This is a genomic window from Pseudomonas saxonica (assembly GCF_007858365.1).
GTDB classification, from domain to species: Bacteria; Pseudomonadota; Gammaproteobacteria; order Pseudomonadales; family Pseudomonadaceae; genus Aquipseudomonas; species Aquipseudomonas saxonica.
On the sequence record NZ_VFIO01000001.1, the window covers coordinates 435442 to 451352 of the forward strand.

Annotated in this window: 12 protein-coding genes; 11 read left to right on the top strand and 1 reads right to left on the bottom strand. The window is 53.4% G+C overall.

Translation table 11 applies throughout. The annotated features are described in order from the left end of the window. Nucleotides 1-12: 12 nt before the first annotated feature. The 5 genes from FJD38_RS02080 to FJD38_RS02100 all read left to right on the top strand — a co-directional run bounded on the left by FJD38_RS02080 (nt 13) and on the right by FJD38_RS02100 (nt 10243). Nucleotides 13-4956 (top strand): RHS repeat domain-containing protein, encoded by a 4944-nt coding sequence (locus tag FJD38_RS02080; protein WP_146383787.1) that lies wholly within the window; start codon nt 13-15, stop codon nt 4954-4956. Nucleotides 4957-5177: 221 nt separating this feature from the next. Next, the gene (locus tag FJD38_RS02085) at nt 5178-5729 is read left to right on the top strand and encodes a fimbrial protein (RefSeq protein WP_122784511.1); all 552 of its coding nucleotides are present in this window, start codon (nt 5178-5180) and stop codon (nt 5727-5729) included. A 74-nt stretch (nt 5730-5803) separates the two neighbouring features. After that, a complete protein-coding gene (locus FJD38_RS02090) occupies nt 5804-6544 on the top strand; it encodes a fimbrial biogenesis chaperone (protein ID WP_146383788.1) in 741 nt (246 codons plus the stop codon). Nucleotides 6545-6563: 19 nt separating this feature from the next. After that, the gene (locus FJD38_RS02095) at nt 6564-9080 is read left to right on the top strand and encodes a fimbria/pilus outer membrane usher protein (protein WP_146383789.1); all 2517 of its coding nucleotides are present in this window, start codon (nt 6564-6566) and stop codon (nt 9078-9080) included. 71 nt (nt 9081-9151) lie between these two features. Beyond that, nucleotides 9152-10243, top strand: coding sequence for a fimbrial protein (locus FJD38_RS02100; protein ID WP_158637845.1), 1092 nt, complete (start codon nt 9152-9154; stop codon nt 10241-10243). A 76-nt stretch (nt 10244-10319) separates the two neighbouring features. Here FJD38_RS02100 and FJD38_RS02105 read toward each other — a convergent pair whose 3' ends face one another. Further along, nucleotides 10320-11252, bottom strand: coding sequence for a lipid A biosynthesis lauroyl acyltransferase (locus tag FJD38_RS02105; RefSeq protein WP_146383791.1), 933 nt, complete (start codon nt 11250-11252; stop codon nt 10320-10322). A 118-nt stretch (nt 11253-11370) separates the two neighbouring features. Between FJD38_RS02105 and minC the strand changes: the two genes are divergently transcribed. The 6 genes from minC to FJD38_RS02135 all read left to right on the top strand — a co-directional run bounded on the left by minC (nt 11371) and on the right by FJD38_RS02135 (nt 15899). Then, entirely contained in the window at nt 11371-12111 is a 741-nt protein-coding gene (minC, locus tag FJD38_RS02110; protein ID WP_122784506.1) for a septum site-determining protein MinC, read from the top strand. Between the two features lie 189 nt (nt 12112-12300). Continuing rightward, on the top strand, nt 12301-13113 hold the full coding sequence (gene minD, locus FJD38_RS02115; RefSeq protein WP_146383792.1) for a septum site-determining protein MinD: 813 nt from the start codon (nt 12301-12303) through the stop codon (nt 13111-13113). A gap of 3 nt (nt 13114-13116) precedes the next feature. After that, complete coding sequence (gene minE / locus FJD38_RS02120; RefSeq protein WP_019410761.1) at nt 13117-13371, top strand: cell division topological specificity factor MinE; 255 nt, start codon at nt 13117-13119, stop codon at nt 13369-13371. Between the two features lie 90 nt (nt 13372-13461). After that, the gene (locus FJD38_RS02125; protein ID WP_122784504.1) at nt 13462-14097 is read left to right on the top strand and encodes an RluA family pseudouridine synthase; all 636 of its coding nucleotides are present in this window, start codon (nt 13462-13464) and stop codon (nt 14095-14097) included. Between the two features lie 186 nt (nt 14098-14283). Next, a complete protein-coding gene (locus FJD38_RS02130) occupies nt 14284-15573 on the top strand; it encodes a M18 family aminopeptidase (RefSeq protein ID WP_122784503.1) in 1290 nt (429 codons plus the stop codon). 143 nt (nt 15574-15716) lie between these two features. Next, on the top strand, nt 15717-15899 hold the full coding sequence (locus tag FJD38_RS02135) for a hypothetical protein (protein ID WP_122784502.1): 183 nt from the start codon (nt 15717-15719) through the stop codon (nt 15897-15899). The last annotated feature ends 12 nt before the right edge of the window (nt 15900-15911 follow it).

Sequence of the window (15911 nt, forward strand, 5' to 3'; positions counted from 1 at the left end):
CAGGCTTACATTATGACCATTTCTGCTGCCGTCACGTCTAACGCCTTTAATTTTCTAAACTTTATAAACAGCCAAGTTGACCCCCGAACGGGCCAATACACGTGCGCCCTTCGATTGCCCGAACTCAAAGCCAATCAATTAGCAGGCCCCACTGTTCCCTTGCACCTCAACTTCAACCCCTTGAACAACGCCGACAGCGGTTTTGGCCGAGGTTGGAACTTGCAGCTCACGCAGTTCAACCCTGCCAACGGTATATTGGCACTGCACACCGGCGAAACATTTAAAGTTAATGTTCAAGGTGCAGAAATCGTTATCCCAGAGAAAAAAATCGACTCTTTTCACTTCCATATTCTGGACAAAAATCGTTACAGAGTTGAGCATAAATCAGGCTTGGTAGAAATCCTTGAGGTCGGCCAGGGCCAATTGGCCATGCCTGTGCAAATGTTTTCACCCCAGGGCCACAGTGTTTCGCTCAACTACGAAGCCTTTGGTACTCAGCCATTGCTCAGTAGCATCAACAACGAAGACGGCTCATCCTTAATCAGTCTGCTTCGTACCCCAAACGAAATGAAGGTCAAGCTGTTCCCTGATACTGCATTAGAAACCGTGTTCGTGTTGAATATAAGTGGGGGGGAAACCAAACGTATTGTCTTACCCACCGAGGACAGTGCCTCTTGGCGCTTCACCTACATCACCTTGAACGATCTAACCTGCCTTAAGCAGGTCGACACGCCAACGGCAGGCCATGAAACGGTCACCTACTCGGGCACCCCCCATTACTTTCCCGGTATTACCGATCGCCAATTGCCCCGCGTAGGCACCCATAGACGCGATCCCGGATTTGGTCAGCCTGCGATCGAAACCCGTTATACCTATGGCTCGAATGACTCTAACAATGCTAACGATCATAACTTTCTAGGCTACGGCAGCGACATTGCGTGGTCTGACGATGGTCTGGACAACCTTTATAAGGTGAGATCCAACTATGAATATGAAACTCAGGAGCACCTATGGGATGCTTCCAGCAACCGGGCCATACGTAGCACTCGGCGGGTGTACAACCGCTTTCATCTCATGCGGACCGAAGAAGTCAAACAAAAAGCATTACTCGAGGAAGACGACACCCTGTTTGTGACTGATATCGAGTACCACATTACCCCTTCGTTTGACTTTAAGGACCAGCCGAACTATTGCCAATTACCTAAAACGATTACTCAAATCTGGCGCAAGGCAAGTTACACAAAACCCCGTCATACCGAAGTGGTAAGCACCACTTATGACAATTTCGGCAACATGTTGATTCAAACCAATGCCAATGGTGTGACAGAAACTTACACGTGGTATGACAAGAACGGCGAAGAGGGCTGCCCTGCTGATCCGCAACAGTTTGTGCGTAATCTGAAAAGTAAAACGGTGACCCCGGCACCCTCAGCTTATGGCGATGCACCGACACTGCAACACCGTTATAGCTATACCGCACATGAAGGTTTAAATGGCAGCCAGGCCTGGCTAGCGATGAGCGAGGAAACGCTCACTCAAGTGAGCAAGGGTGATGCCTCTGCAGTGTTACGCACCATTACTCACGAGTATCAAAACGACCTGGATGATCCGCTATTGTATGGACTCATCCGAAAGATGACACTGACCGTAAACGATCAAATAGATAGCTCGACCACTACAACCTATGACTATGACTTCGCGCACAGCCGTCACGCCGATGTAATGGCCAGGCGAACCGTCAGCACCCTGATCGGTCATGACGACGCTCCAGACAAGCAGGTACGCCAGGTCATCACTGAGGAACACTCGTTACTCAACGGCATCAAACTCAGGAGCCAGGATGCAGACGGCTCTGAAATCATCTATCACCATGACCGTCTTGGCCGTGTGACTGAAGAGGTCGTTGCGCCTGGCACGCCCTATGTGGCCAATCGTCGATATCAATATGTATTGGCTAATGGTTCCGCCGTTCAACAAGCAATCAACTACACAACAGACATCAAGGGTGTTACGACCCGCACATGGCTCGACGGTTTGAATCGGCCATTAAAAGTGGAGCGCCAGGACAAGGACGCTTTGGGCGGGGACCCGAGTCTTTTTCGAACGACCTACAGCGCAACGTATAATCACTTGGGCCAATTGACCCATGAAACCACTGTCGATTGGGAAGGCGACAAAAACATCGCCTTGACCAACACATTCGAATACGACGCCTGGGGCGAACAATATAAAGTCACCGGCGCTGATGGCGTGGTGCGCATTACTGAAAACGATCCCGCCCGTCAGACCTCTACCACGTGGATACAAAACATCGGTATGCCGGTGAAAGTCAGTGGTAAGCGTCGAACAACACTCAACCTGTTCGGCAAAGAAGACAAAATTGAAGCTCTGGACGCCAACGGGCGGCTAGTCAGCGAGCGGCGGTACTTGTACGACGGCTTGGGTAACTGCGTAGAGCAGTTCAACGAAATGGGCGTGCCTACCCGTTTCAAGTACGATTCTTTTTCCCGCGTTCAGACCACAATACTGCCGGATTACACTGAAATACATCGCGAATATGCAGCACACACAGCAGCGCAATTGCCTGTGAGCATGAGCGTGGTTTATGGCGGGACAACATCGTGTGTCGGCAACCAGACCTTTGACGGTCTCGACCGACGGACCACGTTGCAGGTCGGGCCACGCCTTCAACAGTTCTTTTATGACGGTGGCCAGTCTCAGGCAAGCAGGATGATCACCGCTGGCCAAAAAACTATTTCCTACACCTACATACCTGGCCTTGCGCAAACGCCAGTGACCAGCACTGCACCCGATGACGCCTCAATTTTCAACTATGACCCTCACACTGCTCAACTGACAGGGTCGCAGAACCTTCAAAGTGAACACACCTTTGAGTACAACTTCACTGGTCAATTAGTCACTGAAGCCTGGAAGGACCACGTCTCGGGTAAAGAATCCGCGACCACCTTCACCCAAACCCTGAGCGGGCGTCCGTTATCTCGCATCGATACCAATGGTATGACTTGCGTCTACGCTTACGACCACTTGGCACGTATAAAGAGCGTTACCCAAGGGCAAATTCTCGCCACGTTCGACTATGACGAACTGGGCCAAATGAACCTGATTAGCGTGCAGGATCAAAGCAGCCAACAGATCGTTGAAACACGATTGACTTTTGATGACCAGGGCCGTGAAACCGTGCGTCATATATCCCTGGGCGGTGATCACCCCGCGCAAACCATTACCCAGTCCTACAGGGACGATAACAGGCTGAAAAATCGACACCTGCAAGTCGGTGAGCAAACTGAACTATTGGAAACCTTCGGCTACGACCAGCACGGGCGGATGATGGAGTACATTTGCGAAGGTGAACGTCAGCCAAAAGACCGCTATGGCAATGCCATTCACAATCAACTGTTCACCTTCGATGCACTGGACAATATCACTGCGGTGTACACCACCTTTGCTGACGGCACTATGGACGAAGCTGTGAGCTCGTTTGCCCAGAGTGATCCTTGCCAATTGATCAGGATCACTCACAGCCACCCCGACTATGTACTCGAGGGCGAAATCGAACTCGAATATGACGAGAATGGCAATCTTGTTCAGGATGAAACCGGCCAAATCCTGCATTACGACAGCCAGAGCCGACTGGTAAGAGTGACCGGCACCGACGGTCAGGACGTCAGTCAGTACCGCTACGACGCCCATAGCTCTTTGCTGGGTGTCAAGCACGGCACAGAACACGAAACTCTACGCTTTTATCAAGACGATATGCTGTGTCGGACAGAACAAGGAGATAGTCAGGCGCATTATCTGTATTTCGATAACCAGCCCTTGAGTCAACAGCAGCAGGACGACCCTGCTCAAACCCTTCTGCTGATGACCGACGGCAAAAACAGCGTACTAGCTGAGTGTGGTCAACGTGAACTGCGCAAAGCTACCTATGATGCTTATGGTGCACGCAACCTGGATGATGAGCTTAAGTGCACGCTAGGCTTCAACGGAGAGGTACGCGACCAGCAAAGTGGCTGGTACCTGCTGGGCCAGGGATACCGGGCCTATAATCCGACATTGATGCGCTTTCATAGCCCGGACTCACTCAGCCCATTCAGCGCGGGCGGAATTAACCCGTATACGTATTGCGCTGGCGACCCCATCAATTTTGTCGACCCTACGGGGCATGCCAATCGGGGGGTTAACTGGATGGGGGTGTTTGGGGCCGCAATGGCTGCGGTCGGTATCGCTCTTACAGTCGCAGCCGTTGTCATTGCTCCCCCTATAGGAGTAGCCGCGATTGCAACTACCGCAGCTTTCACGGCAATAGGCATTGGTGGCGGCGCCTATGGTATGTATGAAGGTGTCATGGCAACCCATGCGACTAGACTCAAGGACCGTGAAAAAAACGAGACCAGTGCTCTCATCTCTGGCGGTCTGGATGTAGCGTTTGGTGCATGGGGCCTTTGGGGAGCCATCCGCGCTGCAAAAAAAACAGCGGCGGCAAGAGTGAGCTGGCACAACATGGTCCAGGAGAGTCTGGGTAAAGTGGATGGAGCTTATGCGGCTCGTAATGCTTCACGCAATGCCAGTGGTGCAGGCATCGAAACACCCGCCGGGCTTTCTCGAAACAGCAGTGTCCGTTCGGCCAGTGGTCAAAGCTCTGTCGGTGAATCGCCCATGGTTTATAAACCAATGTTCGATCTCAATAGTCCGAGCCGACAGGTAAAAAGCAGCTCCGAACCTGTTATACCGCCAACCGATTATGATAATAGTCCTCCAGCATCACCGAAACAGCCCAAAAGACACACAGGAGGGGCAGTTAACCCTGATGGCACTTGGACAAGAGCCACCGAAGCCGGTGATAGCAAATTAAATAATAAAAGTCTCGATCAACCCCCAAAATCGACGGTTGCAGCACTCAGAAAAAAAATAGGCGCAAAACTTAATTTACGATAACCAGCTATTGAACGAATCACCTAATGCTCCAGCTTAATAAAGCTGGGGCATTTGCGCACATGACGTCATTCACAACTCACAAAAAATGAGAGTTCTCTCATATCCAGCTAATCGCTCCCCTCCTAGAATTTGGCGGCTCTAATCGCCCCGCATGGTGCTAACAAATTTGGCAACATCCGGTTCGATAATTGCGGAAATATTCTATTAAGGGACTTAATTTAATGAAACTATCTTTACTGACTCTACCATTGGGCCTTGCTTTAAGTTTTGCAACAACTTCAGCATTCGCATTCGACGGCACAATCAATTTCTCCGGCAAAATAACCAGTGCAACCTGTCCGATTGAAATCGTTAATCCTGAAAGTGGTGCAGTCAGCAATCTCGTCCCAATGGGCGAGGTGGACGTCAGTGAGTTCACCTCATCCGGCACAGAGGTGGGCGGTCGTGGCTTTCAAATGCGCATCAGCCCTGACAGCAATTGCCTCACTGACAAGAACAAGCTGAATGCAACGGTTACCTTCACCTCGGTACAGGGAGGTGCCGGGGAATACTACGGAATCAAACGCCTCCCTGGGGCTGCCGAAGGTATAGCCGTGGCAATCAAAGACAATACTGGCAACTTCATCCCCACCGGGACAGCATCCACCGTTTATCCGCTGAGTGAGGATGATCCCACTCTCATGTATTTTGTTGCTTCATACATCTCCACGGCCGCATCAGTGGGCGCTGGGCCTGCCGACGCTGATGTCAATTTCCGCGTAGACATACACTGATTGCCCCACTCTCTTTAAAACAACGGGCCTGATAGCCCGTTGTTCACGCCAATACTTCGATACCTGGAGTGCCTATGCTCAGTTGTATTAAAAATGCCATTCGAATAAAGAGTGGTGTTCTGGCCTGTTTTTTAGTCTGGCTCCCCAACAGCCATGCCGCCTTGACGATAAGCAGTACTCGAGTGGTATTCGACAGTGACAAACGAAATGTATCTCTAAGGGTTCTAAACCCCAGTTCTAAACCTTTTGCCGTTCAGACCTGGGTTAATACGATTGCAGATGATCAAACCACCGCGGTCCCATTCATCGCTTCTCCACCGTTGTTTCGCCTAAACGCAAATAAAGAACAGCAGGTGCAGATCAATGGTTTACCTCAATCGCTACCCAAGGATCGCGAGTCACTCTTTTATTTCAATATTCAGGAAATACCACAACTTGAATCCCGCGAAACCAACCAATTGAACATTGCGTTGCGTACCCGTATCAAAATGTTCTGGCGCCCCACTGAACTCACCGCCAGCCCTTTGGACAGTCTGAAAAGCTTGCAATGGTCAATACAGAGCACCGACGGCAAACCTCATCTGATTGTTAACAACCCAAGCCCCTTTCATGTGTCTTTCATACGCATTGAACTCAGCGCTAACGGGCAAACGTTCAGTTTGAAGGACACAACCATGGCACACCCTCTCGACACTCAGACATATGAACTGGATGGCTTCAAGCCGACCCCGGGAATGCAGGTGACCTTCTCGGTTATCAATGATTACGGTGCTATCACTGAGCCCATGACATTGCCCGTGGCCCTTGATCTTTAACATTTCGCGGACTCCCGCCATGCCTTTTTCACCGCACGGAAGTTGTTCGCCTGTGCAGCGGTTTTCACAGTGCATTGTATTAATCGGCGCCAGCATCACCGGGTTAAAACCAGATTCTGCTCACGCGTCCAAGCCAGTGGAGTTCCAATCAACCTTCATGCGCCAAATGGACACCCATGACATCGATGCGGGTGCGCTTGCCCTGAAAACATTGTCCAACAGCCTGCATCTGACACCCGGACGTTACCGGGTCAGTATCGACATCAACCAGACCTTTTTCGACAGTCAAGAGATCGATTTTGCAGCCAATCAACCGGGTGATGAATTGACGCCTTGCTTACCCCAAAAATTGCTCAACGACATGGGCGTTAAGCTCGACAGCCTGGAGCAATCGGATGTGGTGCTCGAAACATGCGTTGATATACAACGGCTGATTCCGGGCGCAACGGTGCAAATGGATAGCGCAAAACTGACCCTCTCTATCTCCATTCCGCAAATTGCCATGCGCCGTGACATTGCCGGTTATGTCGACCCACAACGCTGGGATTACGGCATCAACTCCGCATTTGTAAATTATCAACTTTCGGCGCAGCAAGGCCGTAATGATCGAACCGGTCAGGACAACAGTCACAACCTGTACTTGAATAGCGGGCTGAACCTGGGCGTCTGGCGCTTGCGCAGCAATAACACTTTTCGCAGTGACGCCACAGGCGGTCGCGCATGGTCGCGCGCCTATACCTATCTGCAACGCGACCTTGCGAGTGTCCATTCGCAGTTGACACTGGGCGAGACTTTCACGCCGGGAGATGTATTCCGCAGCGTCCCGATCAGAGGTGTACAGATTGCCTCGGACATGAGCATGTTGCCCGACTCGCAACAACGCTATGGGCCGATAATACGCGGCGTTGCGCAAACACGGGCCAAGCTCGAGATACGTCAGAACGGTTTCCCGATCTATTCCACTTATGTCAGTGCAGGCCCCTATGAAATCAATGACCTCACTCTGGCCAGCGGCAGCGGTGAACTGGAAATAATCCTGACCGAGGCTAATGGCCAAGTGCGGCGTTTCACTCAACCGTATGCAACGCTCACTCATTTACTGCGCGAGGGCGTGTGGCGTTATAGCGCCAGCATGGGTCGCTACAACGCACCGTTTTACGCCACGGATGATTCAATGCTCTGGCAAGGCACCCTGGCTATGGGTACACGATGGGATTCGACAGTGTACGGCGGCTTGATGGGCAATGATTTCTATCAGGCCACTACGGTGGGTCTGGGTAAAGGCCTTGGGGTGTTAGGGGCCCTGTCATTTGACCTGACACGCTCCTACGCGCAAACCAATCCCGATAATAGCCAGCACAACGTCCAGGGCATGAGCTACGCCGTGAAGTACGGCAAGTCATTCGAGACTAGAACAAACCTGCGCTTCGCGGGTTATCGCTACTCCACCGAAGGCTATCGTGACTTTAATGAAGCTGTGCGCGAACGCAGCGCAGACCAGCGCTTTCGTGGAAGCCGACGCAGCATGCTGGAAGCTTCGGTGTTTCAGGACATCGGTCTCTATAGCTCACTGAACCTGATATTTTCCCAGGAGAGTTACTGGCAGCAGGATGACGCTCAGCGTCAATTCCAGTTCAGTTTCAGCAGTCGCTTCAATACGGTGAACTACTCCCTCTACGCCTCTCAATCGTTGAACGATGATGAGTTCAACGAGCGTCAGTTCGGCTTGAACATCTCAGTACCTCTGAATTTCGGACGATCAACCACCGCCACCTACGACGTGCGCCAGAACAGAGGTCAGCTCAACCACCGTGCCTCTGTGTCAGGCCGCGCCAAAAATAGCTTGCTCAATTACAGGGCCTCCGTGACCCATAATGAAACCGGTCAACAAAGCGCTGAACTGTCTCTTGGCTATCAGGCCCCCTTTGCCAGCCTTGGCGCGGGCCTTACGCAAGGGACCGATTTCAACACCCTTTCGCTTAACGCCAGCGGCGCATTGCTGTTGCATGCCGATGGGCTGGAAACCGGACCCTATTTGGGTGAAACCAGCGGCCTGATCCATGTCCCGAATATCGCCAACGTAGGCCAGTTGAATGATTCCAGTGCCAGAACCAACGACCGTGGTTATGCCTTGATCCCCTACCTGCAACCCTTTCGAATCAACCGGGTAATCCTTGATACCGCCCAGCTGGATCCAAATGTAGAAATTGATAACGGCGTTACCCAAGTGGTTCCAAGACGTGGTGCCGTGGTCAAGGCGAGTTTTCCTGCCCGTAAAGTAGAGAGGATCCTCGTCAGCACCCGTGATCATCATGGCGTAGCCCTACCCTTTGGCGCTCAGATCAGCAACGCCGATGGCCTTGTTCTGGGTATTGTCGGTCAGGCCGGTCAGGCCCTGTTGAGCACTGATGAGGGACAGCAAATCATCTATGTGCGATGGGGCAAAACGTCCGCAGAGCAATGCCAGGCGCAGTTCGACACTCACAGCATGCCCTTGGAACAAGGCTACCGGGTTCAAGACCTGGTGTGCCGCTGATTCACTCTTCGTTTACTAATACGCGGGCACTTTGCACTGCCTGCGTTACTTTTGCCGGGATGAAACAAAGCATGCTGAAAAGATTAACGCCTGGCGTGTTCTTACTCGCAGCCAGCGGGCTATTACCCCTTGGCACTACCTACGCTTCCAGCAACAGTTGTTACTGGGGAACCGGGCAGGGACCCATTCAGTATACGGTCGATGTCGGCGCACTCTTTGTTCCCAGGGATGCTCAGGTAGGTGATCCTATAGGCCCGGTTGATAAGCTATTTGTTTCAAGAAACAGCAGGAGCGCCATCTTCTGTGAGAATGACGGCACAGTCATACTGAGGTTCAATGCCAGAAGCGCCGGGGCAACGGTAGCCGGGCCCATTTCACTTAAGAGCGGCATGACAACCGGCGCCCTGTTACAGACCAACATCTCGGGTGTTGGCGCCCTAATCAGTTTCGGCAGCCCCTATGATGGTCGCAACACAGGTCTGTGGAAACTGGACGGGCCTGACAGCTCGGTGCCATTCAATGCCCACATCGATTTTTACACCCCTTTTCCAATTCAACACAACCTGTTAAGGGGCACCATCACCCTGATCAAAACCGGCGAAATCGATCCCGGCATGCAGACGCTGGACTCGGGAAAAGAATTGGTCAAAGGCTCGTTTAACGATATCCCGGATGCCTTCGGCGTGGCCTTGAGCGGTTCTGTAACACGTGCAGAATGCACCCTTTCAGCCAACCCTGTAAGCGCCGACCCGGTCAAACTCGGTGATTGGCCAAATACCGAATTCATTGGTGAAGGCCATACGAGCGATGCAGTGCCCTTCACGATCGCGTTGAATGCTTGTATCTCCGACAAACCCGGAGGAACTGTGACCCATGCACATATCCGCCTGGAGCCCACGGCAGGCGCGGTGACCCTGGACGCCAGCCTGGGATTGATGAGTTTGATGCCAAGCTCTACCGCGCAAGGCATCGGTATTCAAATTTTGGGGCGCGATGCACTTACTCCCGTAACCCTGGAAACGGATGTACTCCAAGGCGCAATTCCAGCTACAGGAGGCATGATGCTTCAGTTTAATGCACGCTATTATCAGACCGCGCCAGCAAACGCTGTTGTTGCTGGCGCCGCGGATGGTGCGCTGGGTTTCACCATTACTTATAAATAGTTCAACCCAGTGGGTGCGGTGTATTCGAACCGATGCACCGCCCTCTAACCGAATAGTCTCTTAGGGCAGCCGTGTGTCAGCGACGCTTGTCATAAAGCTTCGGTTCACCGGGCGGACGGGTTTTGAAACGTCGATGGGCCCACAGGTATTGCTCAGGGCACTCACGAATGGCACGTTCAACCCATTGATTGATGCGCAGGCAATCTGCTTCATCACTTTCTCCGGGAAAATCGCTCAAGGGCGCATGGATCACTAGCTTATAACCGCTGCCATCCGCCAGTCGCTGTTGAGTAAAAGGCACAACCTGCGCCTTGCCCAACTTGGCGAATTTACTGGTGGCCGTAACGGTAGCGGCTGGAATACCGAACAGCGGCACGAAAATACTCTGCTTTGAACCGTAGTCCTGATCGGGGGCGTACCAAATAGCCCGCCCGGACCGCAGTAACTTAAGCATACCGCGAACATCATCGCGCTCTACGGCTAACGAATCAGCGTTGTGCCGTTCACGCCCGCGTCGCTGAATAAAATCGAACAGCGGGTTGTTATGCTCACGGTACATCCCATCAATGGTGTGCTTCTGACCGAGCAACGCTGCGCCGATTTCCAGCGTGGTGAAGTGAAACGCCATCAAGATGACGCCCTTCCCCTCTCGTTGCGCGTGCTCAAGGTGTTCCAGCCCTTCAACATGAGCCAACTTGGCCAGTCGGGGCTTGGACCACCACCAGCTCATGGCCATTTCGAAGAAGGCAATACCGGTGGAAGCGAAGTTATCCTTGAGTAACCGTTCACGCTCAGCCGCCGTTTTTTCCGGAAAACACAGCTCAAGATTGCGCGCAGCAATGCGCCGTCGATCGCCAGCGACTCGATACATCAGGCCACCCAGGACGCGGCCGATACACAGTTGAACTTTATAAGGGAGTTGTACCACTAACCACAGCACACCGAGCCCTAGCCATAGCAGCCAAAACCTGGGGTGAAAAAAAGCAGCACGAAAATGCGGGCGATCCATTAATGATTCCGGGCAGATACAAGGCCGGCCATTCTACATCGTTCGACCCCGCTTGCGGCTCGCGAGCGTTCTCGTTATAAGTCTCAACACTTTAAGTGACAAGCCGCGTTAACAGACCATGAGCCAAACCGAATCGCTAGACCAAGCCCCTGTGTTCCAGCTAAAGGGCAGTATGCTCGCCATTACGGTGCTGGAACTGGCCAAAAACGACCTTGAAGCCCTTGACCGCCAACTGGCTGCGAAAGTGGCGCAAGCACCCAATTTTTTCAGCAACACCCCGTTGGTACTGGCACTCGACAAGCTTCCCGCCGGTATAGGGCCAATCGATTTGCCGGGTCTGATGCGTATCTGCCGCCAACACGGCCTGCGCACCCTGGCGATTCGCGCCAGCCGTATTGAAGACATTGCCGCAGCCATCGCAATCGACCTTCCCGTGTTGCCGCCCTCAGGCGCGCGCGAGCGACTGATTGAACCTGTTGAAGCCCCGGCGCCTGCGAAAAAACCTGAAAAACCGCCTGAGCCAACGATAAAGCCGACCAAGATCATTACCACTCCGATACGCGGCGGTCAGACCGTGTATGCCGAAAACTGTGACCTGGTGGTCATCGCTTCAGTCAGCCCCGGTGCGGAACTTATGGCCGATGGCAACATCCATGTGTACGGGCCTATGCGTGGCCGTGCACTCGCCGGCCATAAAGGAAATACCAAAGCACGAATCTTTTGCCAGCAATTGAGCGCCGAACTGGTGTCAATTGCTGGTAAGTACAAAGTTTCAGAAGACCTGCGTCGCGACCCCTTATGGGGCACAGCGGTGCAGATCAGCCTGTCAAGTGACATGTTGAACATCACCCGTCTTTAACGGATACTCTCGCCATTTCCAAGCATCTTGAAATCGTAGGCGAACAGCAATCTTGTAGGAAATAATCGGCAGTTTTTCCCTTGTGTAAACCTGACCTATACAGAAATCCCCAAGGCTGTTCACCTGCTGTCGTTTATAAAGATGTTATTCAGGGACTAGAAAGTCCTTTTTCCTTAGGGGTGAAGCACCTTGGCCAAGATTCTAGTGGTTACATCCGGCAAGGGTGGTGTGGGTAAGACCACCACCAGCGCCGCTATCGGTACCGGTCTCGCTCTGCGCGGCCACAAAACAGTCATCGTCGACTTCGACGTTGGCCTGCGTAACCTCGACCTGATCATGGGTTGTGAGCGCCGCGTAGTGTATGACTTCGTTAACGTAGTTAACGGCGAAGCCAACCTGCAACAGGCGCTGATCAAGGACAAACGCCTTGAAAACCTGTACGTGCTGGCCGCCAGTCAGACCCGTGACAAAGACGCACTGACCAAAGACGGCGTCGAAAAAGTTCTGATGGAACTTAAGGAATCCTTCGAATACATAGTTTGCGACTCTCCGGCGGGTATCGAAACCGGTGCTCACCTGGCGATGTACTTTGCTGACGAAGCCATTGTCGTGACCAACCCCGAAGTGTCCTCGGTACGTGACTCCGACCGCATGCTGGGCCTGCTGGCCAGCAAGTCACGTCGCGCTGAGAACGGTGAAGACCCGATCAAAGAACACTTGCTGCTGACTCGCTACAACCCGGACCGCGTCTCCAAAGGCGAAATGCTGGGTGTTGAAGACGTTAAAGAAATTCTGGCCGTAGCCTTGCTGGGCGTGATCCCTGAGTCTCAGGCCGTTCTTAAAGCCTCCAACCAGGGTGTGCCCGTGATCCTCGATGATCAGAGCGACGCCGGTCAGGCCTACAGCGATGCCGTTGATCGCTTGCTGGGCAAAACCGTGGAGCATCGGTTCCTTGATGTACAGAAGAAGGGATTCTTCGAGCGCCTGTTTGGAGGCAACTAAACAATGAACATTTTTGACTTCTTTCGTACCCGCAAAACGCCTACCACCGCGTCGGTCGCGAAAGAGCGTCTACAGATTATCGTGGCGCACGAGCGCGGCCAACGCAGCACCCCGGACTACCTGCCTGCCCTGCAAAAAGAGCTGGTTGAAGTGATCCGCAAATACGTCAATATCGGCGACGATCAAGTTCAGATTGCCCTCGAGAATGAAGGTAGCTGCTCGATTCTGGAACTCAATATCACACTGCCAGATCGTTAATCGATCCGGCAGACACCACGGCGACCTGGTCGTCTTCTCTACCGAGAAGACTTCCTTGTCGCCGTTGGCGTTTGTTAAGAGGCTGCTTTAATGCCGTTGTCCAATATTCACATCCTTCATGAGGACGCTGGCGTTCTGGTGGTCAACAAACCTACCCTGTTGCTGTCAGTGCCGGGGCGCGCCGATGACAACAAGGATTGCCTGATTACCCGCCTGCAAGAAAACGGTTACCCGGAAGCGCGCATCGTGCATCGGCTGGACTGGGAAACCTCGGGGATCATCCTGCTGGCTCGTGACGCCGACACTCACCGCGAGTTGTCCCGTCAGTTTCATGATCGTGAAACCGAAAAAGCCTACACCGCACTGGCATGGGGCCAACCCGAACTGGACAGCGGCAGTATTGACCTGCCCCTGCGCTATGACCCGCCCACCAAGCCTCGTCACGTGGTCGACCATGAGTTTGGCAAAAACGCGTTGACGTTCTGGAAAGTGCTGGACCGGTGTGGCGATTACTGCCGGGTTGAGCTGACACCGATCACCGGGCGCTCCCATCAATTGCGCGTACACATGCTGTCTATCGGCCACCCTCTACTGGGTGATGGGCTTTACGCACACCCTCAAGCGTTGGCCGCTTGGCCACGCCTGTGTCTGCACGCCAGCATGCTCAGCTTTACCCATCCGCAGACAGGCGAGCGCCTGCGCTTCGAGTGTCCGGCACCGTTTTGAAGCCCCTTAACCGGTAGCCACTGCCGCAGGCTGCGACCGCGCGTGAAGCGGTCGCGCTCTGGATGATCCTTCGGATCTTGCCGCAGCCTGCGCCAGCGACTACAGGTGACATCGACTACTCCAGCCCTAACAACAATTCTTGCGATCAATGCGCTAAACTCGCGGCCTTGCTGTCTGGAGTAACTTATGCGCGAAGAGTTGAACCAAGGCCTGATCGACTTCCTCAAGGCCTCCCCTACCCCGTTTCATGCCACTGCCAGCCTGGTGCAACGTCTGGAGGCTGCCGGTTATCAGCGCCTGGACGAGCGCGAAACCTGGTTCACCGAAGCCAATGGCCGCTATTACGTCACGCGTAATGACTCATCCATCGTCGCCTTCAAGCTGGGTCGCCATTCACCTCTGCACGGCGGCATTCGTATGGTGGGTGCACACACAGACAGCCCTTGCCTGCGCGTCAAGCCACAACCCGAACTGCAACGCCAGGGCTTTTGGCAATTGGGTGTCGAAGTGTACGGAGGCGCTTTGCTGGCTCCGTGGTTCGATCGTGATCTTTCACTGGCCGGACGTGTCACCTTCCGCCGTGATGGCAAGGTCGAAAGCCAACTGATCGACTTCAGGGCTCCGATTGCGACCATCCCCAATCTGGCCATCCACCTCAATCGTGCTGCGAATGAAGGCTGGGCAATCAACCCGCAAACCGAATTGCCGCCAATTCTCGCTCAGGTTGCGGGTGACGAGCGCGCCGATTTCCGTGCCTTGCTGACCGACCAGTTAGCCCGTGAGCATGGCTTGAATGCCGACGTGGTGCTTGATTACGAGCTGAGTTTCTACGACACCCAAAGCGCAGCGGTAATTGGCCTGAACGGCGACTTTATCGCCGGCGCACGCCTCGACAATCTGTTGTCCTGTTACGCCGGTCTGCAAGCGCTGCTCAATGCCGAAACAGAAGAAACCTGCCTGTTTGTGGCCAACGATCATGAAGAAGTCGGCTCTTGTTCGGCTTGCGGTGCCGACGGACCGATGCTGGAGCAAATCCTGCAACGGGTGCTGCCTGAAGGCGACGAATACGTGCGCACGATTCAAAAGTCGCTGCTGGTCTCGGCCGACAATGCCCACGGTGTTCACCCCAACTACGCCGACAAGCACGACGCCAACCACGGCCCTAAACTCAATGCCGGGCCGGTGATCAAAGTCAACAGCAACCAGCGCTACGCCACCAACAGCGAAACCGCCGGGTTTTTCCGCCACCTGTGCATGGCCGAAGAAGTGCCCGTGCAAAGCTTTGTGGTACGCAGCGACATGGGCTGCGGCTCGACCATTGGCCCTATCACTGCCAGCCATTTGGGGGTGCGCACTGTAGACATCGGCCTGCCAACCTTTGCCATGCACTCCATTCGCGAGCTTGCCGGCAGTCACGACCTCGCGCACTTGGTCAAAGTACTCAGCGCGTTTTACGCCAGCAACCAATTACCCTGAACAAAGCCCTGCGTGGTCGCTGCCGCAATGTGCGGTAGTGGCCACAGGCTGCGCGCCGGCCTCATTGATTTTTGACGCATATCACCACACTTTTCAGAAAAGCATCCTAGACTCGAAGCATTATTTCCTTCAGGTCTAAAACAATGGTCTCGGTATCCGAATTTCAGTCAGTGTTCATTCCCATCGTCTGCGGCATGTTGTTACTGACCCTTGGCTTCACCTTTCGCGAGCGCCCAAGCGGTTTCGGCGTATTGATGATCTGGTGTGGCATGTTGCTGATCTTCGGCACCATTGTGTTCAAGATTCTCGCAAAGCTTAACGACTAATCACGCTTCCCT